The organism is Nonomuraea candida (assembly GCF_000725485.1).
GTDB classification, from domain to species: Bacteria; Actinomycetota; Actinomycetes; order Streptosporangiales; family Streptosporangiaceae; genus Nonomuraea; species Nonomuraea candida.
The window spans coordinates 26924-52173 of the sequence record NZ_JOAG01000029.1 but is presented as its reverse complement, the minus strand read 5'-3'; the positions used below and the strand labels follow the sequence as shown (position 1 = coordinate 52173).

The 25250-nt window shown below is 69.3% G+C and carries 30 protein-coding genes and 1 tRNA gene; 13 read left to right on the top strand and 18 right to left on the bottom strand.

All coding sequences use genetic code 11. The annotated features are described in order from the left end of the window. Positions 1-112: 112 nt before the first annotated feature. From IO39_RS26995 to IO39_RS26985, 3 genes are all read right to left on the bottom strand, one after another. On the bottom strand, positions 113-634 hold the full coding sequence (locus IO39_RS26995; protein ID WP_043628833.1) for a GNAT family N-acetyltransferase: 522 nt from the start codon (positions 632-634) through the stop codon (positions 113-115). Positions 635-679: 45 nt separating this feature from the next. Then, on the bottom strand, positions 680-1840 hold the full coding sequence (locus tag IO39_RS26990) for an MFS transporter (RefSeq protein ID WP_043628640.1): 1161 nt from the start codon (positions 1838-1840) through the stop codon (positions 680-682). 120 nt (positions 1841-1960) lie between these two features. Then, complete coding sequence (locus tag IO39_RS26985; RefSeq protein WP_043628638.1) at positions 1961-2533, bottom strand: TetR/AcrR family transcriptional regulator; 573 nt, start codon at positions 2531-2533, stop codon at positions 1961-1963. 72 nt (positions 2534-2605) lie between these two features. Here IO39_RS26985 and IO39_RS26980 point away from each other — a divergent pair, with 72 nt between their 5' ends. The 3 genes from IO39_RS26980 to IO39_RS26975 all read left to right on the top strand — a co-directional run bounded on the left by IO39_RS26980 (position 2606) and on the right by IO39_RS26975 (position 3969). After that, the gene (locus IO39_RS26980; protein ID WP_043628636.1) at positions 2606-3178 is read left to right on the top strand and encodes a dihydrofolate reductase family protein; all 573 of its coding nucleotides are present in this window, start codon (positions 2606-2608) and stop codon (positions 3176-3178) included. Positions 3179-3194: 16 nt separating this feature from the next. Then, positions 3195-3353 (top strand): hypothetical protein, encoded by a 159-nt coding sequence (locus IO39_RS56140; protein ID WP_169789122.1) that lies wholly within the window; start codon positions 3195-3197, stop codon positions 3351-3353. 235 nt (positions 3354-3588) lie between these two features. Further along, complete coding sequence (locus IO39_RS26975; protein WP_043628634.1) at positions 3589-3969, top strand: hypothetical protein; 381 nt, start codon at positions 3589-3591, stop codon at positions 3967-3969. Here the strand turns inward: IO39_RS26975 and IO39_RS26970 are convergent. Together IO39_RS26970 and IO39_RS26965 are read right to left on the bottom strand one after the other, a co-directional pair. Next, positions 3939-5225: an MFS transporter gene (locus tag IO39_RS26970; protein WP_043628632.1), complete on the bottom strand. Its 1287-nt coding sequence runs from the start codon at positions 5223-5225 to the stop codon at positions 3939-3941. The genes IO39_RS26975 and IO39_RS26970 overlap by 31 nt on opposite strands. A 503-nt stretch (positions 5226-5728) precedes the next feature. Then, complete coding sequence (locus tag IO39_RS26965; RefSeq protein ID WP_043628630.1) at positions 5729-6511, bottom strand: SDR family NAD(P)-dependent oxidoreductase; 783 nt, start codon at positions 6509-6511, stop codon at positions 5729-5731. 146 nt (positions 6512-6657) lie between these two features. On the opposite strand from IO39_RS26965, the gene IO39_RS26960 reads away from it, so the two are divergent. Then, positions 6658-7185 (top strand): TetR/AcrR family transcriptional regulator, encoded by a 528-nt coding sequence (locus IO39_RS26960; RefSeq protein ID WP_245642271.1) that lies wholly within the window; start codon positions 6658-6660, stop codon positions 7183-7185. Between the two features lie 140 nt (positions 7186-7325). On the opposite strand, the gene IO39_RS26955 is transcribed toward IO39_RS26960, so the two are convergent. The 3 genes from IO39_RS26955 to IO39_RS54830 form a co-directional block, all read right to left on the bottom strand. Next, positions 7326-9074, bottom strand: a complete 1749-nt coding sequence (locus IO39_RS26955; protein ID WP_043628625.1) for an alpha/beta fold hydrolase — start codon at positions 9072-9074, stop codon at positions 7326-7328. 217 nt (positions 9075-9291) lie between these two features. Further along, a complete protein-coding gene (locus IO39_RS51005; RefSeq protein ID WP_052423414.1) occupies positions 9292-10035 on the bottom strand; it encodes a GNAT family N-acetyltransferase in 744 nt (247 codons plus the stop codon). A gap of 491 nt (positions 10036-10526) precedes the next feature. Beyond that, positions 10527-10715 (bottom strand): hypothetical protein, encoded by a 189-nt coding sequence (locus IO39_RS54830; RefSeq protein ID WP_157548948.1) that lies wholly within the window; start codon positions 10713-10715, stop codon positions 10527-10529. 201 nt (positions 10716-10916) lie between these two features. Between IO39_RS54830 and IO39_RS59070 the strand changes: the two genes are divergently transcribed. The 4 genes from IO39_RS59070 to IO39_RS26930 all read left to right on the top strand — a co-directional run bounded on the left by IO39_RS59070 (position 10917) and on the right by IO39_RS26930 (position 12712). Next, complete coding sequence (locus IO39_RS59070; protein WP_281200148.1) at positions 10917-11039, top strand: hypothetical protein; 123 nt, start codon at positions 10917-10919, stop codon at positions 11037-11039. A 164-nt stretch (positions 11040-11203) separates the two neighbouring features. Further along, positions 11204-11572: an ArsR/SmtB family transcription factor gene (locus IO39_RS26940; protein ID WP_043628621.1), complete on the top strand. Its 369-nt coding sequence runs from the start codon at positions 11204-11206 to the stop codon at positions 11570-11572. Position 11573: 1 nt separating this feature from the next. Further along, a complete protein-coding gene (locus IO39_RS26935) occupies positions 11574-12224 on the top strand; it encodes an SRPBCC family protein (protein ID WP_043628619.1) in 651 nt (216 codons plus the stop codon). Continuing rightward, positions 12221-12712, top strand: coding sequence for an SRPBCC family protein (locus IO39_RS26930; protein ID WP_043628617.1), 492 nt, complete (start codon positions 12221-12223; stop codon positions 12710-12712). The genes IO39_RS26935 and IO39_RS26930 overlap by 4 nt, the downstream gene beginning before the upstream one ends. An 804-nt stretch (positions 12713-13516) precedes the next feature. Here the strand turns inward: IO39_RS26930 and IO39_RS26925 are convergent. The 6 genes from IO39_RS26925 to IO39_RS56135 all read right to left on the bottom strand — a co-directional run bounded on the left by IO39_RS26925 (position 13517) and on the right by IO39_RS56135 (position 18597). Beyond that, positions 13517-14047 carry a MarR family winged helix-turn-helix transcriptional regulator gene (locus IO39_RS26925; protein WP_043628615.1) on the bottom strand — a complete coding sequence of 177 codons (531 nt, stop codon included), beginning with the start codon at positions 14045-14047 and terminating at the stop codon, positions 13517-13519. Then, positions 14037-14672, bottom strand: a complete 636-nt coding sequence (locus IO39_RS26920) for an SDR family NAD(P)-dependent oxidoreductase (protein WP_245642269.1) — start codon at positions 14670-14672, stop codon at positions 14037-14039. Before IO39_RS26920 ends, IO39_RS26925 begins: the two co-directional genes overlap by 11 nt. Before the next feature lie 198 nt (positions 14673-14870). Beyond that, complete coding sequence (locus tag IO39_RS51000; protein ID WP_052423413.1) at positions 14871-16340, bottom strand: TfuA-like protein; 1470 nt, start codon at positions 16338-16340, stop codon at positions 14871-14873. 32 nt (positions 16341-16372) lie between these two features. Next, positions 16373-17524 (bottom strand): YcaO-like family protein, encoded by a 1152-nt coding sequence (locus IO39_RS26910; protein ID WP_043628825.1) that lies wholly within the window; start codon positions 17522-17524, stop codon positions 16373-16375. 152 nt (positions 17525-17676) lie between these two features. After that, on the bottom strand, positions 17677-17808 hold the full coding sequence (locus IO39_RS59065; protein WP_281200147.1) for a hypothetical protein: 132 nt from the start codon (positions 17806-17808) through the stop codon (positions 17677-17679). 105 nt (positions 17809-17913) lie between these two features. After that, positions 17914-18597, bottom strand: coding sequence for a class I SAM-dependent methyltransferase (locus IO39_RS56135; protein WP_169789121.1), 684 nt, complete (start codon positions 18595-18597; stop codon positions 17914-17916). 576 nt (positions 18598-19173) lie between these two features. Here IO39_RS56135 and IO39_RS26900 point away from each other — a divergent pair. Continuing rightward, the gene (locus tag IO39_RS26900; protein WP_043628613.1) at positions 19174-19401 is read left to right on the top strand and encodes a hypothetical protein; all 228 of its coding nucleotides are present in this window, start codon (positions 19174-19176) and stop codon (positions 19399-19401) included. 1255 nt (positions 19402-20656) lie between these two features. On the opposite strand, the gene IO39_RS26895 is transcribed toward IO39_RS26900, so the two are convergent. Beyond that, positions 20657-21187: a hypothetical protein gene (locus tag IO39_RS26895; RefSeq protein ID WP_157548946.1), complete on the bottom strand. Its 531-nt coding sequence runs from the start codon at positions 21185-21187 to the stop codon at positions 20657-20659. 89 nt (positions 21188-21276) lie between these two features. Between IO39_RS26895 and IO39_RS26890 the strand changes: the two genes are divergently transcribed. Next, the gene (locus IO39_RS26890; RefSeq protein ID WP_043628608.1) at positions 21277-21747 is read left to right on the top strand and encodes a hypothetical protein; all 471 of its coding nucleotides are present in this window, start codon (positions 21277-21279) and stop codon (positions 21745-21747) included. A 249-nt stretch (positions 21748-21996) separates the two neighbouring features. Here the strand turns inward: IO39_RS26890 and IO39_RS59060 are convergent, their stop codons facing one another. Beyond that, positions 21997-22161 carry a helix-turn-helix domain-containing protein gene (locus tag IO39_RS59060; RefSeq protein ID WP_342671448.1) on the bottom strand — a complete coding sequence of 55 codons (165 nt, stop codon included), beginning with the start codon at positions 22159-22161 and terminating at the stop codon, positions 21997-21999. 65 nt (positions 22162-22226) lie between these two features. On the opposite strand from IO39_RS59060, the gene IO39_RS26885 reads away from it, so the two are divergent. The 3 genes from IO39_RS26885 to IO39_RS26875 all read left to right on the top strand — a co-directional run bounded on the left by IO39_RS26885 (position 22227) and on the right by IO39_RS26875 (position 24392). Beyond that, positions 22227-22586 (top strand): hypothetical protein, encoded by a 360-nt coding sequence (locus tag IO39_RS26885; RefSeq protein WP_043628606.1) that lies wholly within the window; start codon positions 22227-22229, stop codon positions 22584-22586. A 106-nt stretch (positions 22587-22692) separates the two neighbouring features. After that, positions 22693-23148: a hypothetical protein gene (locus IO39_RS26880; RefSeq protein ID WP_043628604.1), complete on the top strand. Its 456-nt coding sequence runs from the start codon at positions 22693-22695 to the stop codon at positions 23146-23148. After that, complete coding sequence (locus tag IO39_RS26875; RefSeq protein WP_157548944.1) at positions 23145-24392, top strand: hypothetical protein; 1248 nt, start codon at positions 23145-23147, stop codon at positions 24390-24392. Before IO39_RS26880 ends, IO39_RS26875 begins: the two co-directional genes overlap by 4 nt. A 253-nt stretch (positions 24393-24645) precedes the next feature. On the opposite strand, the gene IO39_RS26870 is transcribed toward IO39_RS26875, so the two are convergent. Continuing rightward, positions 24646-25116 (bottom strand): hypothetical protein, encoded by a 471-nt coding sequence (locus IO39_RS26870; protein ID WP_157548943.1) that lies wholly within the window; start codon positions 25114-25116, stop codon positions 24646-24648. 33 nt (positions 25117-25149) lie between these two features. Beyond that, positions 25150-25223, bottom strand: a tRNA-Ala gene (locus IO39_RS26865). Positions 25224-25250 lie beyond the last annotated feature (27 nt).

Here is a 25250-nt window from a genome sequence, read left to right as displayed (position 1 = left end):
AACTTCACCCCATGTCCCCGGTACGCCGCGCGGGCGGCGTGCGCTCTTCCCCGGCACGCGGCGCGGGCGGCGCGTACTCTTCCCCGGCGCGCGGCACGGGCGGCGTGCGTTCTCACCCGGTCGGCACCCAGTAGCGGCGTTTGCGTCCGGTGACGTCGATCAGGACGCCGCCGTTGCGCTCGATCACCCGCCGCGAGGCCGTGTTCGTCACCTCGCACATCACCAGCGCCCGGGAGACGCCCAGCCGCCGCGCGACCGGCAGCGCCGCCGCCAGCATCGCCGTCGCGTGCCCCTGCCGGCGGGCGGTGGGACGAACGTCGTAGCCGATGTGCCCGCCGTCCTCCCGCAGCGCCGGCGTGAGCCGGTGGCGGATGGCCAGCCTGCCCAGGAAGCGCGCCCCGTCGGCCCACCACAACGTGGTCATCGGCACGAACCCGGCCCGTACGCCCGCCTCGGTCCGCTCCCCGAGCACCCGCGCCACGTAAGCCTCGAAGGCCGCCGGATCGCTCAGGGCCGCCGGATCGACGTCACCCACGAACCAGGGCACCGGGTGATCGCGGTCGTCCCGGAACTCCGCCACCGCGGCCAGGAACGACTCCCGCAACGCGGGCGCCGGATCGACGAACCCTGGCATGACGCCCATGATGCCCACCGCCCCGCCCCCGCTCAACGCCCGCGCTCAACGCCCGCGCAGGAACGCCACCGTGAGCAGCGCCGTCAGCCCGCCGCAGACCATCACGGCGGAGACCGAGAAGGCGTCGACGACCCGGCCTCCGAGGAACGCGCCGAGGGCGAAGGTCGCCTGGAAGGAGGAGGTGAAGAGCACCGTGGCGGCCTCGGGGGCGTTCGGGGCGGCGGTGACGAACATCGCCTGCGAGCAGACGGGCACGCCCCCGTACGCCAGCCCCCAGATCACCAGCAGCACCACGGCGCCGGCCGTCGTGGCGCCGGCCGAGGGCAGCAGCAGGGTGACGGCCGCGACCAGGCAGGCGCAGATCGCGAACGCGGTGCGCAGCCGCGTCCCGGCGGCCCGGCCGGCCAGGAAGTTACCCGCGACCCCGGCGGCCCCGTACGCCAGCAGGACGCCGCCGACGGCCGCGGGCGGCAGGCCGGTGACGTCCTGGAGGAAGGGCGTCACGTACGTGTAGGTGCCGAAGTGGGCCAGGACGACGAGAAAGGTGGCCGCCAGCGCGACGGCGACCCCCCGGGTGCGCAGCAGGCCCAGCAGGACCCGGGCGCCGGTCGCCTCCTGGGCGGGCAGCGGCGGCAGCAGCACCAGCAGGGCACCCAGCACCAGCACGGCGAGCGCGGCCAGCGCCAGGAACGCGCTCCGCCACCCGGCGAGGTCGCCGATGAGGGTGCCGGCCGGCACGCCGAGCACGGAGCCCAGCGGCACGGCGGAGAAGATGACGGCGGTGGCGGCGCCGACGGCGGGCGGCGGCACCAGCCGGCCGGCCAGCCCCGCCCCGATCGACCAGAAACCGCCGATCGTGAGCCCGACGAGCACCCGGGAGACCAGCATGACCCCGTAGGAGGTCGCCGCGGCGGCCAGCACGTCGGCCACGGCGAGCACCGCCATGAGGACGCACAGCATCACCCGGCGATCGACGCGCGCGGTGGTCAGGGTGACGGCGGGCGCGGCGACCGCGGCGACGATGCCGGGCAGCGTCATGGTCAGCCCGGTGACGCCGTCGGAGACGCCGAAGTCGCCGCCGATGGCGGTCAGCAGGCCGATGGGCAGGATCTCGCTGGTGACGATGGCGAAGATGCCCAGCATGAGCGAGCCGACCGCGAGCCGGCCGACGAGGGGCGAGGGGATTGGGGCGAGGGTGGTGGACATGGTTCCCGTCCGGACAGGTGCGTGTGACGTACGAGCACCCACCCAAGCGCGACAGAGCCTCAGTCACCGGCACCTTTCAGACCCCACCATCAAAGCCCCGCCGCTGCGCTCGAAAACGCGTCAGCCGTTCAGGGCTCTGCGTACGGCGGCGTCCACCAGTTCGTGGACCTCTTGGTCGGTGAAGATGTCGGGCAGCGTCAGCCGCTCCACGATGAGCCAGTTCAGCGCGAGGTAGAGCAGCACCACCGAGGTCGAGTCGCCGGGCAGGCCCGAGGCGGCGTGGTAGCCGATGTTGGCGTCGATGTCCTCGCGGATGCGCTTGGTCAGCACGGCGCGAAGCTCGGGCCGGCGGGTGGACTCCAGCCGGAGCTCCAGCAGGGCCAGGTAGCCGGAGTTGAAGGCGGAGATGCGATCCACCAGCTCGTGCATGAGCTGGGCGTAGCGGGCCTCGTCCTGCACGCCCTCCCGGCCGCGGGCGATCGCGGCCTCGTCGGGCAGCAGCCGCTCGTAGATGCGCCCGCCCACCTGCATGAACAGGTCGTCGCGGTTGGCGAAGTAGTTGGAGGCCGTGCCCGGCGGAACGGCCGCCTCGGTGTCGACGGCCCGGAAGGTCAGCCCCCGCGCTCCCTCCCTGGCCAGCACCTCGATGGCCGCGTCGATCAGCGCCTGCCGCCGCTCCGGATTTTTCCGCACTTGACACCACTCCACTTGTAGTACTACTTTCAAAGCACTACAGACAGAGTACTACATCGGGAGTTGCTCAGTATGCGAAAGCTTGTCTACTACATCGGCGTCTCGCTCGACGGCTACATCGCCGGCCCCAACGCCGAGTTCGACTTCTATCCCGTGTCGGACCAGATGATCGCCTGGATCAACGCCCGTTACCCGGAGACGCTCCCCACCCACATCCGCAGGCTGGCCGGCCTCGAAGACGCGCCCAACCGGGTCTTCGACACCCTGGTGATGGGCCGCGGCACCTATGAGCCGGCGCTGGAGGTCCCCACCACCAGCCCGTACTCCCACCTGCGCCAGTACGTCGTCTCCACGACGCTGACCATCGACGACCCGACGGTGCGGGTGGAGACGGGCGACCCGATCGAGCTCGTACGGCGTCTCAAGGCCGAGGACACCGGCATGGACATCTACCTCTGCGGCGGCGGCAAGCTGGCCGCCGCCCTGCTCCCGGAGATCGACGAGATCATCCTCAAGCGCTACCCGGTGGTGGCGGGCGCCGGCGTGCCGATGTTCGACGGCCCGTTCAGCCCCACCCTGTTCACCCCCACCCGGCGCGAGTCGTTCGACAACGGCGCCCAGGTCACCTGGCTCACCAGGGCCTAGAACCCTCAGGAGAAGCATGCGCATCAAGCTCCCGGCCTCCCTCGACCAGGCCAAGGCCACCGGCCGCAAGGGGGCGCCGCTCCGGCACGAGCACCCGGCGCGCGACCTCAAGCCCACGGTCCGTACCGACCTGTCCCGCCGCCCGACCACCGCCCCGCGCCGCGGCGGCTACTGACAGGCCCCTTCGCCGGGCGTCCGTCCGATCGAGACGACCGGACGGCCCCGCCGGCCTCATCCGGGCCCCGCGCCAGAGAGGATCAGCGGCCGGCAGATCACCCCTGGCCGCGCTTCCGCTGGACAGTTGATCTTGGATGGACGAGATCGGGGCGTCCCTCCCACCGATCTCGCCCGTGAGCCGGGGAGCCACGGCGCCCATGGTTCGCCGGCTGTACGGCACGTAGCATGCGGGCATGGACGACGCCGCCGCTCCGCCCCGTGTGCTCGTCATCGGGCTCGACCCGCGCCGCGTGCCCGGCCCCTGGGACCCCGAGCCGGTGGTCGAGGCGATCGAGGCGGGGCTCGCCGAGTTCGCCGATCATGGCGTGAGCGTCGAGACCTGCCTGATCGGCCTGGACGGAAGCGACGACGTGGAAACGCTCGTCGGAAACGCGCTGCGGGCCCACCCGTGGAAGTGCGTGACCGTCGGCGGCGGCCTGCGGCACTCCGAAGACCAGGTCGAGCTGCTCGAACTGGTGATCAACCTGATCCGGCGGCACGCCCCCGACGCGGCCATCGCGTTCAACAGCACCCCCGACACCACCTACGAGGCCGCCGCCCGCTGGCTGGACTGACCCGTCCCGCCCGGCTCCGCCCGTTCGCCCTCCCCGGGGCCGTCCTTGACCCGCCACACCGAAGGCACGAGCAGGGCGGCGACGGTGCCCAGGACGGCCAGCAGCGCGCCACCCACGAGAACGGCGCCACTGCCGAACACCTCCGCCGCCGGCCCGGCCAGCCCCATGCCCAGGGGCGCCGCCGCGAGCGCCCCCAGCGTGACGACGGAGCTGACCCTGGCGATGAGGTGCTCGGGAACGTGGCGCTGGATGGTGGAGGTCTGCAGCACGTTGTAGATCACCAGTTCCAGACCGGCCAGAAAGGCGGCCGGCATCAGCAGCCAGAGAGCGGCAGGTACGGCCAGCAGCACCGGCAACGGCGTCATCACCAGGAACACCACTAATGTCGCCGCCACGGGACGCGAGGCCTTCCAGCGCGCGGCGACCAGACCGCCGGCGAGTCCTCCGACCGCGTACGCGACGCCGATCGCGGCCCAGGCCGGCGCTCCGCCGAGATGCCGGTCCGCCACGTACGGGCCGAGCACCAGGAACGGCGCGACCACGACCAGGTTGGTCAGCGCCACATGGACGACCGACGTGAGCAGCCACGGCCTCCTGGCGACCTCCGCGAGACCTCCCTTGACGCCCGCCCGCAGCCCCGTGCTCGCCGCCGGCCGCTGCGAGGTGAGGGAGCGAGGAAGGCGGGCGAGAAAGACCGCACTCACCAGGAACGTGGCCGCGTCGATCAGGATCGCCCATCCGGGGCCGACGGTCGCCACCAGCGCTCCGGCCACGCTGAGCGCCGCCAGCGAGGTGAGGCTGCGCGACATCGACAACAACGCGTTGGCCTCCTGCACCCGTTCCCTGCCCGCGAGCGAGACCACAAGACCCACGGAGGCGGGGGTGAAGAGGGCGGACCCCATGCCCGCGACGAGTTGCAGGAGCACGATCATCCAGATGCGGGCCGTCCCGCTGAGGAGCAGCGCCGCCGTGGCCCCCTGGGCGAGGAAGCGCATCAGGTCGGCGACCAGCATGACGTCACGCCGGGAGAAGCGGTCGCCGAGGGCGCCGCCGAGGAGGCTCAGCGCGATCACGGGTATCCGCGTGCTGAGGACGACGATACCGAGGTCGGCGGGTGATCCGGTGAGGTGCAGCACGGCGAACGCGATCGCCAGGGGAGTCAGCGCGTCCCCGAACGTCGAGGCGGTGTGCCCGAGGTAGTACCGGCGAAAGCCCAGGACCTTGAGGGGGGCGATGACCTCGCGAACCGGCCTCACGGACGACCACCGCCGCCCATGACGGCGAACGCGACCGCACCGCGTGGAGTGGCCCATCGGCGCCTGAGACAGGAGCACAAGGGATGCGGGGAGCCAAGGCCGCTCAAGGGGACACCTCTCTCGACGGCGTGCTGATCCGAGCCCACGCCCGGCACCCGTCAAGCCGCCGGCGCCTGACCGTGACCGATGTTCGTGGTCAGCCCACCCTGGCAGAGCCGACCGACATTCCCGCGGGGGTTCGCGGCCGGCCGGGCCTTCCGTGCGACGAGGATGCAACCGGCTGCACTTCGATCACTCGCGCATGGTGACACACAGATCGGCACCCGGCCAGGGCGAGGTCCCTCCGGGGAGGGGATGTCACCGATCCGCCGTTCCGCAGCCCCAATCGTTCCCTCGCGTACATGCCGGGCGACGTCCGCCACCGCCGGCGGGACGAGCGCGCGGCCCTGGCCCGCTTCGCCACCTGCACGCACGTCGGCGGAGCACTCGCCCGTCCAGCCGGTTCACACCGTCTTGATCGAGCCGCCGTCCACGATGTAGTCAGCCCCGGAGACGCTGGCCGCGAGCGGCGAGGCGAGGTAGGTGATGAGTGCCGCGACCTCCGCGGGCTCCACGAGCCTGCCGGTGGTCATCCCCATGACCGCCGGCAGCCCGGCCACCAGTTGTTCCCGCTCCATGCCCATGGCGGCGGCGAGCTCGGCGCCATACCCGTCATGGGCCTCCCACATCGCGGTGCGAACCGGACCGGGTGACACGGTGTTGACACGCACGCCGTGCGGCCCGAACTCCTCGGCCAGCGCCTTGCCGAAGGCGGTCAGCGCGGCCTTCGCGGTCGTGTACGGCACAGGCCCGGCATGCGGGATCCGCGCCCCGTTGGACGAAACGTTGACGATGACACCGCGTCGCCGCAGCAAGCTGGGCAGCGCGGCCCGCGTCGCCCGCACGGCCGCGAAGAGGTTGAGTCCGTAGATCTCCTGCCATACAGCGTCATCGAAGGAGAGGAATCCACCCACTGCGCCACCGTCACCCCCGCCGACGTTGTTGACGAGCAGGTCGATCTCGCCCAGCTCGGCCAGCGCGGCATCGATCAGCCTTTGCGGCCCTTCCGCCGCTGCCAGGTCCACCGGCACGGCGATCGCCCCGGTCTTCTCCAGCTCCGGCGTGATGGCGCGCGCCGCGGCGACCACCCGCATGCCCTCACCCACCAGCGCCTCCACGGTCGCCAGCCCGATCCCCCGGCTCGCCCCGGTCACCACAGCGGTCTTGCCGCGCACCTGCATGTCCATGAGTTTCCGCCCTTCACTGCATCATTGACGATGCGGAAACCCTACGACTTGCAACATCAATGATGCAAGTCGCTAGCAATGAGCTACTTTGATGTAGTGTCTTCAGAGTGCAAGCAAGACCTCTCCGCGCGGATGCCGAGCGAACCGTGCGCGCGATCCTCGTGGGCGCGGAACGCGCGCTGAGCGCGGACCCGGCGGCCACGCTGGAGCAGATCGCCGAAACCGCCGGTGTCGCCCGCACGACCGTGCACCGTCGCTTCGCCTCACGGGCCACCCTCGTGGAGGCGCTGACCGCCTGGGCCGCCGAACAGTTCGCCGAAGCCGTGGACAGCGCCGTCTCCGACACCGCACCCCCGCTGGTCGTCCTGCACCGCGTGACCGCCAACGTGCTGCGCGTCAAGATCGGATGGGGATATGCGATGGGCCGTGCCGCCGTGTCGCCCGATCCCGAGGTCGCCCGCATCCACGCCGACGTCTTGGCCACCTGCAGCCGGCTCTTCCGCCGGGCGCAGTCGGAAGGGCTCCTCCGGGCCGATGTCGACATCGAATGGGCGCGCCGCTGCTACTACGCCCTCATCCACGAGGTGACCCAGGGCGGCGGCACGACCGAGCCCGACATCGACCTCATGACCACCCGCATCATCGACACCCTGCTCAACGGCCTGGGCGCATGACCACACGGCCCGTTCCCCCGGCGCGCTCGTTCCATCCGGCCATCGGAAACCGGCGACCGGTCGTCCCGTTCCGCCCGCCCACCAGGTGAGCCCTCACCGGCACCGAGGCCATTGACCGTCTCGTGGGGGTCCCAGGGGGCCTAGCCGAAGGGGATGCCGTCGAAGGTGCCGGACAGGGACGGGCGGGTTCCGAACGCCGTCCAGGTCAGCGTCACCTCATGGCTGCGCCTGCCGGTCTCGGCGCGGAGCGTGGCGGTGGCGCGGCCGTCCGGGGTGAGCTTGATCGATCCGCTCACCCGCAGGTCGCGCACGAACCGCACCTTGTCGAGGGTGAGGTCCTGGCCGAAGGTGACCTGGCCGCCGCGCAGCCCGGGCTCGGCCGACCGCCCGAAGTAGTAGAAGGCGTGCGGGTTGCGGCGGGCGGTGGCGTCGGCGGCGGTGGCGAAGGCGGCCGCGAGGATCCGCCGCTGACCGGAGCTGAGGTGGCGGGCCGGGTGCGGCGCCAGGTCGCCGAGCTTCTGCGGAAAGGCGCCGACGGCGCGGTAGTTCTCGCCGGTGCACTTCCGGTCGACCACCTGCTTCGTGGTCAGGAAGGTACGCAGCATGCCGCGCACGCACTCCCCCAACGGCGACGGGAGAAGGGATTGCGCGTGGATCCCGAACGGAATCCGGATGACGGTCGCGTTCGGGAAGACCCGAAGCGAACGCGCCACCTCCGCGGGGCGGTTGCCGTCGAAGTCCCCGGCCATCACCAGGACGGGCACGTCGGGCAGCGCCTGTCCGGGCGGGCGCGGCGGGCTGTGGCGCGGGGTCGGCCAGTTGATGCACCACTCCTGGCTGGCGACCGCCTCGGCGGGGAAGAAGTCGGTGGGCCGATAGGGCGCCATGGGGCGTTCCCGCTCGTAGTACCGCTCGGCCTGGGCCTGACGCTCGGCGGGCGAGGCCAGCCGGTCGAAGGGGAAGGAGCCGTCGCCACAGCGAAAGGCCACGTGCCCCGCGAGCCATGGAGGGTCGAACGGCGGGATGGTCTTGGGGGTCAGCCGGGCCAGCCGGCGCAGCGGAGCCGGGTCATCGTTGAGGTAGGCGTGCGCGGCCGCGACGACCTCCCTGCCGAGCACCGCTTCGGCCGGCTCGCGGAGCGTGAAGGCTTGGTGCATCGTGACCTGCGGGTCGGGCTGCTTCCGCAGCCGGTCCACCAGCCTCGTCCAGATGCCGGAGGCCGTGCCCGGCAGCGAGTCGCACGCCTCCGACCGCTCGCAGACGAGATCGAGGTAGTCGAGCCGGGCGCGGAACCCCTGCTCGGCGTACCCGTCGCGACCGATGACCAGCGAACTGTCCAGGAAGATCGCGTCCACGCTGTTCGGATACCGGGCCACGTACGCCTGGGCGTACAGAGTGCCGTAGGAGTTGCCGAAGTAGCTCATCTTGCCCAGGCCGAGCGCGCGCCGTACCGCGTCGAGGTCGTGCGAGGCCTGGTCGGCGGTGAAGTACGCGCCCCGCGGGCCCACGCTCTCGGCGCAGGCGGCAATGGTCGCCGGCTTGAAGGGGTCGGCTCCCGGGCACCGCAGCGGCGAGGACTTTCCCATCCCGCGCGGATCCATGACCAGCAGGTTCTTCCGGTCGAGGACGGGCCCGAGAACCTGTTGGATCACGGGGACCTCCGGCAGAGCCGGTTGTGGCCCGCCGCGGTTGGCCGCCACCGTGCCGTCAGCGTCCTTGGCCGGGATGAAGGTGAAGGCCACGGAGATGCGTTCGGAGGAAGGGTTCTCCCAATCGAGGGGGACCTCGACGCTGCCGTCGCAGCGCGTGGTCGCGGTCGCGCACTCATGCAGCTCGGCCGCAGGGGCCGGCGCAGCGGGCGACAGGGCCGTGGCCAGTACGAGTCCCAAGGCTTTTACGATCATGCCGACAGCCTCGTCCGCCGCACGCCGGTTTTCTTCGGCCTGCCGGAGGATTCTCTCTGGGAGCCTGTTCCTAGAGCCGTCCGCGACGTTCCAGGCAGTCCACCCCGGCCCGGCCGGAACGAGCCGGACCCGGAACCCCTGAAACGACAGGGTCCCGTCTGACCGCGCTGATCAGACGGGACCCTGTCAACCCGTCAACCCGTCAGCCGGCGACCGGGCCACGCGTGAGCTTCCAGAGCCACCCGATGTCGCGGAGCCCGAGCCGCTCGGCCACGCGCCGGGAGGAGCGGTTATCGGCGCTGGTGCTGTAGAACAGGAAGGGGCAATGCGGAGACAGCAGGTCCACCCAGGCTGCGGTGGTGGCGGCGGCGTAGCCACGACCACGGAACGCCTGAGCGGTCCAGGTCCCCGCCTCGGCACCAGCCGGCGTTCTCCTCGGGGTGTGGCAGATGGAGACCACCTGATCGTTGTCGACGATCATCGACCAGGGTGCCCCCGCACCGCCGCCGATGAGCTCCTCCCACTCCTCCGGTTCCCAGTTGCCGGGCCGCATCGGGCGTACGCGTTGAGCGTCGTTCAGGTTGTCCGAGCGAAGGACTTCCGCGGCAAGGCCGAACCGCACGGGTGGGGATGCCAGATAGCTCGGTCCCGCAGACACCGTCGAGGGCCCCCGCATGGACTGATCCAGAAGTGTCCGGCACTCCTTGAGCACCTGCGGTGGCCGGTCGGGGCTCGATGGCGCGGCCTGTTCGACGAGGTCGAGCAGGTGGCCGGCCAGGTCGTCGGGCACGGTGCCGGCCACTGCCGCGGTGATGCCCTCGGGCGCCACGGCGAGAACCAGTTCCTCAGGGCCCTGGAGGCGGCCGTGGTCGTCGTGAGGCCACAGAACTCTCATCTCGATCTCGAGAAGCTCGAGATCGCCGAGGCTTCCGGCGTGTTCGGCCACAGGTGTTCTGTCTCCTCATCGTGCTGTTGTCAACGACGTGTTACAGCTTGCGACAGCGGAAGACGCCAGTGTAGGGAGCCGCGTTCGGTGCCATCAAGGTGAGCCGCCGCGATCGGCTGCGGCGGCCGTGCCGGGCCGGGACCAGCAGGCCGGCGAGCCGGTCGAAGGGCACGGCGGAAGCGCCGGTTGCCGGGCGGGCGGGCGGGTCGTCGACGACCTGGGGATTCACGAGGATGCGCCACCTTGATCGTTTCCTGCGTGGAGAGTGATCGTCCCGGCCTCCGCCGAGGCACCTTCCGCACGGCTCGGACGCGGTAGGGCCTGCGGGGTGACCTCAGGCAGGTTCCGGCGCGATCGCCGCTCACGGGCCGGAACAGGCCGCCACCCGTGCCACAACCCGCCGATCGTCTCCCAGCAGAGGCGTCCACCAGTTGGGCTTCCAGCCTCCACGATGACGTCACGCCGAACGTCCCGGAGCCCCGCCGCCCACATCAGTTGCCGGGCACGATCGTGCTGGTCAGCCTCGGGCTTGCGTCCGCCCAGCCGGATGCGGTCGCAGCGGTCCACCAGGTCAGCGTTCCCGGGCGGTCGGAGGATCGTTCCTGCACGGCCAGCAGCCGGCCCGAGGACTCCTCGATGAGGATCTGCATTGTCCCGCCGAGGTCGATCCCTCTTCCCACCCGGCCTGGCTTTCTTACATCTCGATTTCGCCCTTCTGCGGGCCGGATGTCCGATGCGGCCGCGGATATGCACGACGCCTGCCGGGAGCAGCAGATCGTGCTCGCCCGCACCGGCCTTCGGCTGTTCCACCTCGCTCCCGCAGGGGAGCCGACGCCGCTACCGCCGTTGCGGGGGTTCCGGCAGGTGGTGGGTTGCCGGCCATGGCCGATGAGCCGATGCGGGCGCGGGAGATCGCGCAGGCCATCGGCAAGCCGGACACCCACTCGCAGGCAGAGGGCATGCGTTCACGACTGCAGCGGCTGGTGGCTGGTGGATGGCATTGATCGTTTCCCTCTTGGCTACGTCGGTCTCCACTGACACCGGATGTCGGTCTCTTTCGACACCAGCATCGAAGGGCGTATCGGATGTCGATGGACGTCGACACCGCGAGTGACATCGAAATGCCAGTGCAGACTTATATAAGTCTTGCCTGGTATGATCCTGGGTCGTGCACGCGTTCGACATCCTCGGAGACCCGGTGCGCCGGCGCATTCTGGAGCTGCTCGCCGACGGCGAGCAGACCTCTGGCGCGATCACAGACGTGATCCGGGCCGAGTTCGCACTGTCCCAGCCGGCTGTCTCGCAACATCTGCGCGTTCTGCGTGAGAACGGGTTCGCGTCGGTCCGGGCTGAGGGGGCGCGCCGGTTCTACGCCGTCGACCCCACGTCGCTGAGCGAGGTTGACGTGTGGTTGGACCAGTTTCGCGGGTTCTGGGATCAGCGGCTCGATGCCCTGGGAACCGAGCTGGCCCGCGGCAGGCGTGCATCCCGGACCCCAGGTGTCGGCAAGGCCGATCCGCCAGCGAAAGGAACATGACATGAAGGACGTACTGGACGAACTGGCCGCTGCGCGCCGGACGATGGGCACAGCGACCCTGCCCGCCGGCGACGCGTACACGATTGAGCTGCGGCGTCGCTACGACGCATCGGTCGACGAGGTGTGGAACGCCATCACCGACCCCGAGCGGCTGGGCCGCTGGTTGAAGCCAGTCACCGGCAACCTTCGGCTCGGGGGGTCGTTCGAACTGGACGGCGGTGAGCACGGCGAGATCCTCCGTTGCGACCCGCCGCGGCGGCTGCGGGTGTCCTGGCTCTTCGGGCCGGAGGCCGACGAGTGGCCGGGTACGAGCGAGGTCGAGGTGCTCCTGTCCCCGAGCCCTGCCGGGGGCACCGAGTTCGAACTGGTCCATGCAGCGGCAGTCGGGGAGCCCATGTTCCCGACCTACGGCCCCGGTGCCGGTGGTGTGGGCTGGGACCTGCGTCTCCTCACCCTGGCCCGGTTCCTGGCCGACGGCGTGGCCCCCGATCACGAGGAGTTCCAGACCTCACCCGCGGGCCGCGAGTTCGCCAGGCGTAGTGCTGTGGCATGGGGCGAAGCCCACCTGGCCGGCGGCGGCGATCCGGATCACGTGGCGGCCGCGGTCGAGGCCACCACCGCGTTCTACGTCCCCGGAGGCGACGAGCGATGAAGTACACCACCTCAATCGAGATAGACCTGCCCCGCGAGAAGGTGGTCCAGCTGATCTCCGACCCGGCGCAGATGCCAAAGTGGCTGCGGGGCCTGGTGCTGCACGAGCCGGTGAACGGGGTGCACGGCCAGCTTGGAACCACCTCCCGAGTCGTGTTCCAGATGGGGAAGCAGAGGATGGAGGCCACCGAGACCATCACACGCGTGGATCCTGCAGACCTGCACGCCATCCCGAGCTCGGTCGTCGTGCACTACGACCGCGAGATCGTCGGCGAGGGCATGTGGCAGGCCCAACGCGACCGGATCATCGAAGCCGGTCCGAACACGACACTGTGGGAGAGCGAGAGCGAGTTCCGGTTCGACGGACTCCTGATGCGGCTGGTGGCGCTGCTCATGCCTGGCTCGTTCCGCAAGCAGTCGCGGCAACACATGCTGGACTTCAAAGCGTTCGCCGAACAGGGGGCGGACGTCCGCCAAGGGCCGAACTGATCTGGCACAGCCAGCCACAGACCTCCCCACGGCGATGGCCCGATTCTTGGAGCGCCCCGTCACGAGATCTTGGGGCGTGACCATCAACGAGCACGGGTACCGCACCGTCGCGGCAGCCTTGGCCTCAGCGTGACCCAAGCGACCGAAGCCGTCACCGAAGCGGGGGGCGCGGCTCGATCCGTGATCGACGGCTGGCAGCGCGATGATCTCGACGCGCCGCGGAAGCAGCGGCATACCGCGAAGCGAATCTTCGACCGGCTCCTCGCAGAGCACGACGCCAGTGGAGTCGTGTCGTACGGGATGGTGCGCGACTACGTCGCGACCGTCCATCGAATCAGCGCCTCAGCCGGGCAGGAGGCGTTCGAAGGACACACCTACACCTTCCGCGCCCTCGGTGGGGTGCCGATGGGGAAGAGTCGATCGAGGCGGGCGCGCTTGTCTTCCGCTCCGGCGAGGCTGACCCGGAGCCCTTCGACCTCTCCGGGCGTGCCACCAGAGAGGTCCACCGCATCGACCGGCGCCGTTATCTCAAGACCCGGCAGGCGCCATCCTTCCTCCCCGTCAGGACGCGCACGATTGAGCTCCTCTGGTGACTGTAGGCAGTCAGCGATGCGAGGCACTGAACGGGAGCGTTCACGTGCCTCAACGTAGCCGGGGTCTCCATGCATGTCGGGCCATGTCAGGTGCGCTTGATCGGTTCACCGGCCTGAGCAGGCGGCGGCCGCCAGGACCGGCCCTACCGGCTCACGGAGCCGCTTGCCGTGGCCGGGCTCTTGGGGCAGGCTCTCTCCGAACGTACGAGTGTCAGTCCCCGACCTGCCCGGTCAGGCTCGGGCCGCCGAGTCCGGCGAGCAGTTCACGCAGCAATTCGGCGAGCTGATCACGGCGTTCGGGCGCGAGGTGGCCGATGAGGCGGTCCTCTGCCGCGAGCAGGTCGGCGACAACGCGGTCAAGCAGGGCGTTGCCCGCGTCGGTGAGGGTGACCGCGCGCGCGTGGTAACCCGACCCGGTGGTGGTCCGTTCGACCAACCCGGCCCTGACCGCTCGCTCCACGCGCTGCGTGATCGCGCCACGCGTCACCATGCACGCGTCGGCCAGCTCGCTCGGGCTCATCCGGTACGGCGTGCCGGAGCGCCGCAGCGTTGACAGCAGGTCCAGCATGGCGACATCGACGCCCAGGTTCGCAAGGAGACGGCGGCGCTCGTCGCCGAACACCTTGGCTGCCCACCAGATCCGGGTGATCGCCCCGATCGACTCCACCGGCACGCCGGGCAGCTCGCGCCGCCAGGCGTCCTGGATGATGTCGGCGCCGTCGAGCGGCGGGTCAGCGGCCACGTTCCGCGCCGCCGTTCACCTGGATGATCTGCGCGGTGACGTGCCCGCCGCCGGGCGAGGCGAGCCAGTGCACGGTCTCGGCGATGTCCTGCGGCGTACCGGGCCGGCCCGTCCGGGTCTGCCCGACGAGCATCACGCGGCGTTCGTCATCCAGGGCGTCACCGAAGAACTCGGTGCCCTCGATGAACCCCGGGGCGACCACGTTCACCGTGATGCCGCGTGGCCCGAGGGCGGCGGCGAGGTCGAACGCGTACGGGTGCAGGGCCGCCTTCATCGGGCCGTAGGAGGTGCCGCCCGAGCCGCGGAAGGCCGCGATCGGGGAGATGAACACGATCCGCCCTGACGGGTTCAGCAGATCACGAAGCGCCTCGGTCGGCAGCACCGACGTCAACACGTTGGCCCGGAAGTTGCCCATCCAACGCTCCGCGACACCATCGGAACCGCCGCGCCCTTCGACGTTGCCGCCCGCGTTGTTGACCAGCACGTCGATCGTGCCGAAACGCTCGGCCAGGTCGGCGCGCACCCGCTCGACCTCAGCCGGCTCGCTCAGGTCGGCAGGCAGCGCGGTGCCGCCGATTTCCTTGGCCAGCGGGTGTCGAGCCGTCCGGCGGGTCTGGAGCCGCACAGGGAGAGCGTGTGCCCGGGGGTGGAAATTGCAGATGTGTCTCTTACGCGAGCCGCAAAGCCCTCTACAGTCACGATTTGCAGACACTACGTGACTTTGTGCAGTCGCGGATTCTTTGCGGATTTCGCACGGCGTCAGGTATGCGGAGGTACTCCACCCCCAGGCTGCGTGTCCTGGACGTCGGCTGCGGTGCCGGCACTACATCGCCGAGTTGCGTCTTGGTGCACCATCACATCGAGGCCCGTGGACAGTTGCCGGCCGAAGCTCCGGATCGCCGGCCCCGGACAGGAGCCGGGTGATGGCGCCTCGGTTGTATTTGGCGAGCATGTAGAAGGCACGGCCGGCGTCCGCCAGGTCCGCCGCCGATTCCAGACCGCGATCCATGGCCACGAAGTCCAGTTCGTGCTGGTCGGCGCCGTACCATTCCGCGAGCACCTCAAGGACCTTGCGCCGGGGCAGCCTGATCGGGTCACGGCTCTCGTCCACGCCCACGATACGGTCGTTGAGTTCCCAGGCCAGTCGCACCACGTGCCGCGCCCTGGCCCAGACCGGCTGACCTCTCAGAGACCGCAGAGCGAACTCGTCCGGCGCGATCCCCGGCGCCAGCCGGAACCCGCGCGCGAGGAAGACGATGAGTTGATCGGAGCTGGACAGGACGTTCCGTTCCTGGTCCGTCAACCAGTGGGTCAGGAAGCCGAGCCGATCCCGATCAGGGGGGAGGCGGTAGAGGCCGCGATGCTCCCCGTGGCGCAGCGCGATCTCTTCGCGGTCGGTGAGGGTGCAGCCGATCGTGGCACCGCATTCCTCCTGGCACTCCGCCGCCAGAGCGCCGAACACCAGGTCCCGGTGGAACCGGGGGTAGTCGTCCATGAACAGCTGGCAGACATGGAGCGCCGCGAGGTCGGCTTCGCGCTCGTCAGCGCTGATGCCCCTGCCCCAGGCAGCCATCTGCCAGGCGTGCAGGAATGACGTGCGGTTGACTTCCGGCACGCCGCCCCCGGCGTGGGGAGGCGCAGGCCGTCCGTCACGCAGCGCGTCGAGCAGCATGAGCGCGTCATCGCGTTTGGGGTCGGCGGGGTGGGCCATGCAGTACCGCCGGATCCGCCCGACCGTCCCCATGTCGAGTCCCGCTTGCCGCCCCGCCGCACTCAGACCGTCATAGCCGCGGCGATGGTACGGCCAGCGGGCGAAGACCTCGATCAGGCGCCGTGCGGCTTCGGTATCACAAACGCCCTCCTCCACCGCTCTGGCCAAGGTCGCCCGTATGCACACCAATGGCTCGGACAACGGCCGGTATTCCTCGTCCGCAGCGCAGTGGACAAGCGTGACCTCGTCGTCCGCTTCCAGGCGGCCGTCTCGGTAATCCGCGTAGATGCCCCCGACGCCTTCCATGCCGAACGTGTCCAGTTCGGCGGCCCGCAGCGCCCCCATGCTCGCCGCGCCCAGCACCCGGATTCCCCTGTTCAGCAAGGTCAGGATCTCCTTGTGCCGGACGGCTCCGACCTGATGAAAATAGCCGTCCACGATACCGACCGCGTCTCCGGGTGAAAGAGGCAGTCGCAGGAGGTCTCCGGCGGCCACGGGTGGCAGGACGGTGATGGTCTCGTCCTCGATGAGCCGGGCCGCATCGGGCAGGGTGGGGCCGACGAAAAGGAATCGACGATTCATGGCAGTCCACTCGAAGGCGGGTGGTCAACTGGTCAACGACCGGGATCGAATCGGGTTCCGGGACACACCACGTGTGCCACCGGCACTCCGATGTCCGACTGGGTGAGGTCGACGTACAGGGGAAAGCAACCGGTGACGTCCCGAATTCTTCCGGCGACCTCCGCCACCTCCGCATCGAGGTCGGGCAGGCGCAGTGATTCGATGGATTCGAAGGAAATCGGCGGGTGATCGTGAGAGTCGGCGACGCGCCAGGAGGAGCGCCGGATACCGAAAGCGCGAGCATTCCGGTAGAGGGAACCGCCGATGTCGTCGCGTGCGCCGGCGATGGCGGTGACGCGTGACTGCGCCGCTTCGGTCAACGCGCGCGACAGAGCGACTCCCGCGTCCAGATGGGTGCCGACCCCGCGGAAGACCACCGGAAAGGAAACATTCCAGATCTGCGCGTCGAAGGTCGGTATCCCGTACGGGTTGGCGAAATGGCGAACGACCACCTGCACCTGCGCGGCGTGAAAAAGTTCCAGGAGCACGCCCACGTATGCGTTGCCGACCGTGGCGAGATCGATCGGGGAGGGACGGCCGGCGCGGTTTTCCCGGGCGAGGGAGTCGCGCTCGACGACCTCGTACATTCCATGCAGCAACGCCTCCCCGAGGACGTTCCCGCTCGCCAGCCCATTGCTGGTGGCGTGGAATTGCGGTGGATGCCATCGTGCTTTCACCCGCCCGTCCAGGCGGACCAGGTCGGCGGGAATGAAGGTCGACGCGCCGCCATCGACGCGATCCGCCCGTCGCCAGGCCAACCGTGTGTCGGAATTGAGGCAATGACGTTCGGCGCGGGGGAGGTCGCTCACCTGGTAAGGGAGCTCATGTTCCATTTCGCCGATGGTGGCGACGGTGTGTGCGGTCGGCCGGGGATGTTCCGCGTGCCATAGCTCCACCGACTCCATGACCGCCGACACCCGCGCCAGGATCGGGCTTATCCCTTTGCCTTGCGAGACCGACAGGGTCAGCGCGTTGGGCCGGACGGCCTGGAAGACGGGGATCCCGATCTCATCCAGCCAGGTGACATCGGCCACCCGCGTGATACCGAGACGCCGCAGTTTGGGACGGATCCACTCCCAGGTCTCCTCCGGAGATCGAACTCTGTGCGTGCCGTCGAGAACGGCTTTGGCAATGCCGGAATTCATCAGGCGCACGTCCGCTTCCCGTTCCGCCGTCTTCGTGGCTCGTCTCCGCCGACTCGCGAATCACGCGGCATGCCAGACCTGCGGGCGTGCCCGGCCGGACCCGGTGGGCCCGCCCCTGAGCGAGCCCACCGGTCACCTCGACGAGCGGAAAGTCAGTCCTCGCCGTCCTTCGTCGCAGGTTCGTAGGTGAAGAAGATGGCGGTGATCGGCTGCAGGTCGGAACCGTCCTGGTAGTCTTCCTCCAGTTGGGCCGCCGACGGCATGACGAGCGTGTCCACGCTCATGGCATTCTCCTCTCTACCCCGGGGGGTATGATCCCGCCGGCCCGGTGCCGGGGGAGCCCATGGAATCGCACAGCGGACCGGTGGCCCTGGCCCTTGGCGAGCGGGTCATACAGTTTGCAGCAATGCGGCGAGAACCGTTCCGTCCCGCCATTCCTTCTGTCGCGTTATCCGCAACCCGACTCCGGCGCAGACGTCGGCGAGTGTCGCCATATCGATGAAGAGCCACGGGAACCAGGCGCCGGTGCGATCGCCCAGCCTGTGCCTGATCTCCCGGTCGCCCCAATAACCATCCGGCGCTCCGGTCGCATCTCCGCCCGGACCCAGTAACGGGCGAAAATCCGAACTCGTGAAGACAATCGCGCCATCAGGTTTCAGCCAGGAGGCCAGCCGCTCCAGAAATCCGGGCAACGCCTTCAGTGAGCCCGCCATCCCGCCATTGCCACCGAGCATCAGCACCGCATCGACCGCGTGCGGCGGCTGATAATGGTGGACATCCGCCAGGGAACAGGAGAGCCCGGCCGCTTTCGCCATCGATATGGCTGTCGGGGTGACGTCGATGCCGTGCCCGCGCACTCCCCGCCCCGCCAGAATCTCCAGATGCCGCCCCGTGCAACAGCCGACGTCGAGGACCCATCCGTCGGGCACCCACTCGAGAACCTCCAGGTCCGGCGGCGAGGGCGCCTCCGGTTCGCGGAGCCACCATCCGATGGGCTGCGGCACGAGCGGAAAATCGACGTCTTTCAGCTCTGCGAGTAACCGGTCCGACGAATTGTTAACACGAAGTGCCATATCGAAAACATCCGCGTAAACAGACAATGTCGCACCGCCCCGATGTATGTTCACCGTTCTATCCCGCAAATCCAGTTGATTATTGGCAGACGTATATCGCAAAGTCAAGAGACTCAAATGCGTACTGCTTCCGGCGCGCTCAGTAAGCGTCTGGCGGCCAATGGCCGTCGCCCGCCCGCCAAGCCGGACTCGCATCCGGCAAATGAGTTCCCGCGCGGGATGTCCTTTGCCTGGACAGGTTCTTGGCTGGTGGCGCAACCCCCGCCGATGAAAGCCCCGGCACAGGAGTCGGCGCCGTACTCGCCCGGCCGGCCGGCCGCGCTGCGCGGCCGGGCCGAACAGCTCACCGGTCAAAGCCGCGCCGATGCGCCGGCGCTCAGGGATCGGCCTGCGGTTGCGGCTTGTCCCCGGTGAGGTGACCGCCGCCCGCGGCAACCACCTGCGCCGCCTGCCCTGCGGCGCGGTCGTCGTCTCCGTCCCCGGCACCGCACCACCGGCGCCCTGCCTGCGCTGTCGGCCCGTCGACTGCGGGCCTGCTGGATTGTCGAACTGCTGGGCGCGCGGATCGATGCCGGTGTGGTCGCCGCCGCGGCCGGGCTCAACCCGTCGGCGCCGGCCCGCTACCAGCATCTCGTCTTCGTCTCGCTGCTCTCCGACTCCGGCATGCCCATCGAGGCCATCTCACGCCTGGTCTGCCACCGCAACCCCAGCGTGGCAGAGACCGTCTATCGCAAGCAGCTCCGCCCCGTCCTCCTGGAGGGCGCCGAGGCGATGCAAGACGTCCTTGCCCTCGGGGAAGGGTAGTTCGGGGACATCATCGGCGAACAACTGCAGCACCGGTACCAGAGAATGCGGCCCCGCATGGGGAGGAGCAAACGCGGTGGGCGAGTGATCGTCACTGCAGTAGGGCCAAGGCTGCGACTGCGGCCACAGCATCGGCCCACCGACCGAACTGTCGCGAACCCCTGGCGTCCCCGCCCGCGGATGGAGCCGGACAGCGTCGCGGCAAAACGGCGGTACACCATGGGGAAGTAGATGTAGGGCCCTGCCGCCTCTGCGATCAGCGGGGATGTTGACCAGGGGATAGCCTCATAGCCGTCCTCATCCACCTCGTCCAGGTCCGGCCAGCGCTGCAGGAGCCGCTGCACGAATTCTGCGATCAGAGGGGCCGGCGGAATGTCGATGTCCGCGCGGATGTACTGGTCATGCAGGGCGGAATGCATCTCTCCCGCTTCTTGATCGTTTGCGGGACGCTCGCCCTCCCACACCGCGAGGTCATAGCTCATGCCGGGATGATGTCACTTTCGGGGTTCATGGTGCTGGTGCCTCGGTTCGCTGCCGCAGCCCACATGAACGGGCCATTCACATTTTCACCCGGTCGGCCGCTGGGCGGCGACCCTGGATGACGGTGAGATTGTCGCTCCGTGATGGGGCCCTGTCTTCGTCGGGGCGGTTCGGGTGAGGGATCTTGCAGTCTTGGGGGTCAGCGATGCCATTGCCGCCTACAGTGTCGCCAACGACGACTTCCTCGACGCCTGGCGGCACACCCGCCAACCCGATCCCGCGCCAGGACATCACCACCGGACTCGACGATCAAACACCGCCGACCCACCAACCCCAACGGGGCAACCCTCACCGAGACCTAAGCCGCAATCCGGAAGATCAACACACAGCGTCACGCCAGCCGCGGGCCTTCGCTATGTCCAGCGGCACGATTCTCGTGCTCCTCCAGCGGCCTGACACCACCGGAGCCTTCCGCGACAGCCACCACACAGGCCCAGAGACACCCGAACGCGACCTGGAAGCCTCTGAAACGACGAGATCCCGCCCGATCACCAAGATCAGACGGGATCCCGTCGACTTCAGTCCGACCGTTCCAAGAACGGCCCTGGGTGGGGTGTTCACGAATAGGCGTGGCCTGCACCGAGTCGGGGATGGTGATGATCGCTTCCCGCAACACAGCTGATCGTTTCCCAGCTGTTCGGCGCCTTCAGGTAGTGACAGCGCTCTGCGCGCGGCACACATCGGCGTGGAACCGGGAGCTCGTGCATCGTGGAGTTCAGGGCCCGTCGGTCCAGATGTACCAAGGGCCCTTAAAATGCTCGTACCAGACCTCGTCCGAGCCCGGTACCCGATCTGGGATGTAGGCGAAGCCGTAGCTCTTCCATCCCCATGTGACCGAGGTGACCATGAACTGCGTTCCTCCCGGGATCTTCTCCGTGTAGCCCACCCGATACAGGCCCCGCCACCGATCACGGCCGTCGTCGTCATCGCGCACCGACCGGGCGTAGCGCTCCAGGCTCGATTCCGACAGGGCGAAGCGCGCGTGCAGGGGCGCGTCGACCGTGACGAGCAGCACAGTGCCCAGTACCAGTACGAGTGGGACGAACATCCAGGGCGCCCACCCCGGCCGACCCAGCCCTGGACCCAACATCCACGACCAGGCAATGGCGAGCGCCAGCCAGTACGGTGCCAATGCCAATGCCCAGACGGACAGGCCGGGAGTGCTCACCTCAAAAAGCGTCAGGAGTGAGGCCAGTCCGATCGCACCGGTAAAGAGCACAGCGCGGCGGTTGCGAGTCAGGCTCATAGGGCGATCTTGCCCGACACCAGGACCAAGCGCAGCAGATCATCTCTCTGCACCCGCCCGATCTCGGCCACCTGGACAAGTGACGATGCGTGGGCCTGAAGGATCAGACGGCTGCGCTACAGCAGGCCGAGGACTTGCGGGCGCAACTGGCCGCGGTCGAGGAACGACTGCAGCGCCTGGCCATCACGCGCGAGACTCTGACAGAGTTAACCGGCGAGCACCTCAGCGACGCCGACATGTCTGAAGGTGGCGACGTGGGCGCCGAGGAGGAATCGTCCGAGGTGGCTCACCTCGACCCCGCAGAGGAGCCGTCACCGCTACCGCCGTTGCGGGGGTTCCGGCAGCAGGTGGTGGCGTTGCTGGCCACGGCCGATGAGCCGATGCGGGCACGGGAGATCGTGCAGGCCATCGGCAAGCCGGACACCTGCTCCCAGGTGGAGGGTATGCGTTCACGGCTGCAGCGGCTGGTGGTCGACGGCTGGCTGCGCCGGGAGGCGGACGGCCTCTATGCGATCGCCGCCGGGATCAACGGCTACGCACCGACTGGGGAGGCCGATTGACCATCCGTCCCTGATCACGGCCATGCCGTGAATGAGCAGGTGCCGCCGAGGTTGCGTCTCGGCGACACCCGAGGTTGTGTGAGCGACCAGCAGGTCTAACCGACAGTGGCTCCCGCATTCCCGAGAGTAACCCGGAGGGGTTCTCTTGGGGAGACGTCGAGCCCGGATTTCGCCTGCCCTGCCACCGGCAGGACGAGGCGGGAGGGATCGACGATGCCCTCACCAGGGCCAAGACGCGTTCGCCGCGGGTCAGCTTCCGCCGGACCCACCGGGCGAGACCGGCCACAGGCGGACACCCAGCCCGGCCTCCAACTGCGCGATGGTGGCCACGTCGGGCCAGCAACGCCCGGCGACCAGGTCGTTGATGGTCTGCCGGTTCACGCCCGACAGCACCGCCAGGCGTCGGAAACTCAGCCCTTGGTCGGCGACTCGGCCAAGGTGGCGGCGATCGCAGGTTGTCTTGCCGCTATGGATGGGGTGTGACCCTCGATGCGGAGACCTCGGCCACGATCACCGGCTACCCGCCGCAGAAACCCCAGCCGGAATGGGACCTTGTCGCCGGGCACGTGCGGATGCTGGTCGCCGCCAGCGCCGACCGCTCCCCCTACCGCGTCGAACGGCTGCTCACCGCGACCACCCGCCTGGCCGTATGGTGTCACCGCTCCGGCCTGCCGGACGATCCGGAAGTGTGGCTGCGGCATGAGACGATCGACGCGTTCGTCCTGACCGGCTGCACCGACCTGGCCCCGAGTTCGGCGCAGACCTACCGCAGCTGGCTGCGGCACATGCGCGCCACACTGGCCTGGCTGGAACGCGGCGAACAGTCCCCGCGCCGATGAAAGCCCCAAAACGGTCAGCCCGCCGTACTCGCCGTCCCAGCTCGGCCGCCTGCGCGGCTGGGCCGAACGCCTGCCCGGCCAAGCCCGCACCGACGCGCTGGCATTGATGGCGCTCGCCTTCGGTTGCGGTCTGACCTCCGGCGAGGTGGCCGCCGTCCGGAGCGGGCATCTGCGCCGCCTGCACTCCGGTGCCGTCGTGGTCACCGTCCCCGGCACCCAGCGATTGATCGTCTGCCGCGCCGCCTGGGAGGACGTCCTGGTTCATGCCGCCGACCAGCCGGGCGACCGGTTCGTGTTCCGGCGCCGGCGCGCCGCCCGGCATGCCAAGAACCTGTTCAGCTCCTGGACCGCCCGCCACACCCCGACCGGAGGCCTGCCCGCCTTGTCGGTGCGCCGGCTGCGCTCCTCGTGGATCGTCGAACTGCTGAGCGCCCGCATCGACCTGGGAGTGGTGGCCGCCGCGGCCGGGATGAGCACCTCCGCACTGGCCTGCTACCAACACTTCGTCCCCGCCCTGGACGAACAGACCGCGGTCGCGCTGCTGTGCGGCCGCGCCCGTTGAGTACGGCGAAGCCACGCGCCTGGCCGCCGCGCACCACCCGAGCCCGAGCCACCCGACCCTGCCCTGCCGCCAAGCAGACGGCACAGATCCCCGACGCCGTCGTCAGTCACTACACCAGGCTGCTGGACGACTCCGGCGTCCTGCCGCTGATCGACGCCGAACTCGGCCCGAGGCCCGGCCCGCCCGGGCTGCCCATCGCCGCGGTGCTGACCTACCTGCTGCTGTCCATCAACCACACCGGCAAGGCCACCCTCGTCGAGGCCTGGCGGATCACCGCGTTCTGCCTGACCGCCACCGCACGCCACCGACTCGGCCTGCCCGACATCAACCCCGAAGATATCCACCAGGTGCTCGCCTCCTCCCGCCGCTTCTACCGGGCCTTCGACCGGCTGACCACAGCGCTGGATCCAGCCCGCCAAGATCGGCGCACCGGCCTGCCCCAGCATCAGGCCAACGCGCTGGCCACCGCCTGGGAGGATGACGACCCAGCACACTCGGGTAAGCGGGAACTGCTGCAGGACATCGTCACCGCGCTGGTGCTCACCCCAGTGCGCTGGGCCAAAGGCCGGGGCTACCTCCACCACTTCCGCGGCGACGTCGGCATCGACACCACCGCCACCCCGGTCCTGGCCCGCCCACCCCACACTCGCCGCTCCACCGGCGAACTGATCGCCTCCACCGAGATCACCGCAGGCTGGCACCACTCCGCAGGCAACGACCCACCCGAGTACGGCTACAGCGCCACCCTCACCATCGCCGCCCGCACCCGCTCCGTGCTCGGCTCCTTCCCGCAACTGGCGCTCGGCCTGGTCCTCGACACCCCACACAAACGCATCGGCGCCAACGCCATCACCGCCCTCAAACCCCTGGCCACCCTCGGACTCCCCACAGCATTCGCCGTCGTCGACCGCGCCTACACCGACCAGCAACCCGCCCACTTCGCCCAACCCGCACGAGAGCTGGGCTACCGGCTCGCCCTCGACTACAAAGCGGATCAACGAGGGGTGCAGGGCAGCGTCCACGGCGCCCTGCTCATCGACGGCGGCGTGGCCTGCCCGCTCATCTCCGACCGGCTCGCCCACGCCACCACCGGTCTGGACGACGCCGCCATCCGCACCCCATCGCAAGAGCTCACCGCGCTCATCAGCGCGCGAGAGCCGTACTTGCTGCGCCTCAACAGAGCCCGAACACCGACGGCACCGTCCGCTTCCAGTGCCCGGCGGCAGGCACCTCCCCATCGCTGACCTGCCCCCGCTTCGACCGCCTCCACCAGCGCGGACCCAGTCGGCCCACCACGGTCGACCTCACCGACGCCCGGCAACGAGCCGCTCACCCGGCGACCAAACCCCGCGTCCTTCCCCCGCAGCCCGACCTCAAGGCCGGCGAACTGCCGAGGATCTGCCACCAGCACACCATCACCGTCCGCAAGGACGACCTCGGCCACCTCGACAAGTTCCGCCAGGATATGGCCTACCTCAGTCCTGCCTGGATCGGAACCTACAAGTCCGTCCGGGCCAACACCGAAGGCATCAACGCAGGCTCAAGGGACACGATCTTGATCTCGGCGACCCCAAGAACCGGCTCGCCCACGGACGTGTCGCCCAGACCATCCTGGTCGCACTGCTCGTCGCGGTCGCCAACGACCACTTCCTCGATCAGTGGCGCCACGTCCACGAACCCCAAGACGAGCCCGTCACGCTCGCCGACACCCCGCAGACTCCAGCCGGGCCCTTCGACGGCACACCACCCGCCCCATAAGCCGCAAAACCCACCCATCGCAGCGCCCCGCTCACCGTCGGCTTCGCCATGCCCAACGGCCAGATCCCGGTCCTCCACCAGCGGCCTGACACCACCCGGGCCTTCCCAGACACCCGCTCCATGGCCCCCAAACCAGGACGAACCCGATTCGGAAGCCCCGGAAACGACGAGATCCCGCCTGATCTCGATGATCAGACGGGATCCCGTCAACTTCAGTCCAGCCGTCTCAAGAACGGCCCTGGGTGGAGATGAGGGGATTCGAACCCCTGACCCCTTCGATGCGAACGAAGTGCGCTACCGGACTGCGCTACATCCCCAAGGACTCGATTAGATTAGCAAACTTC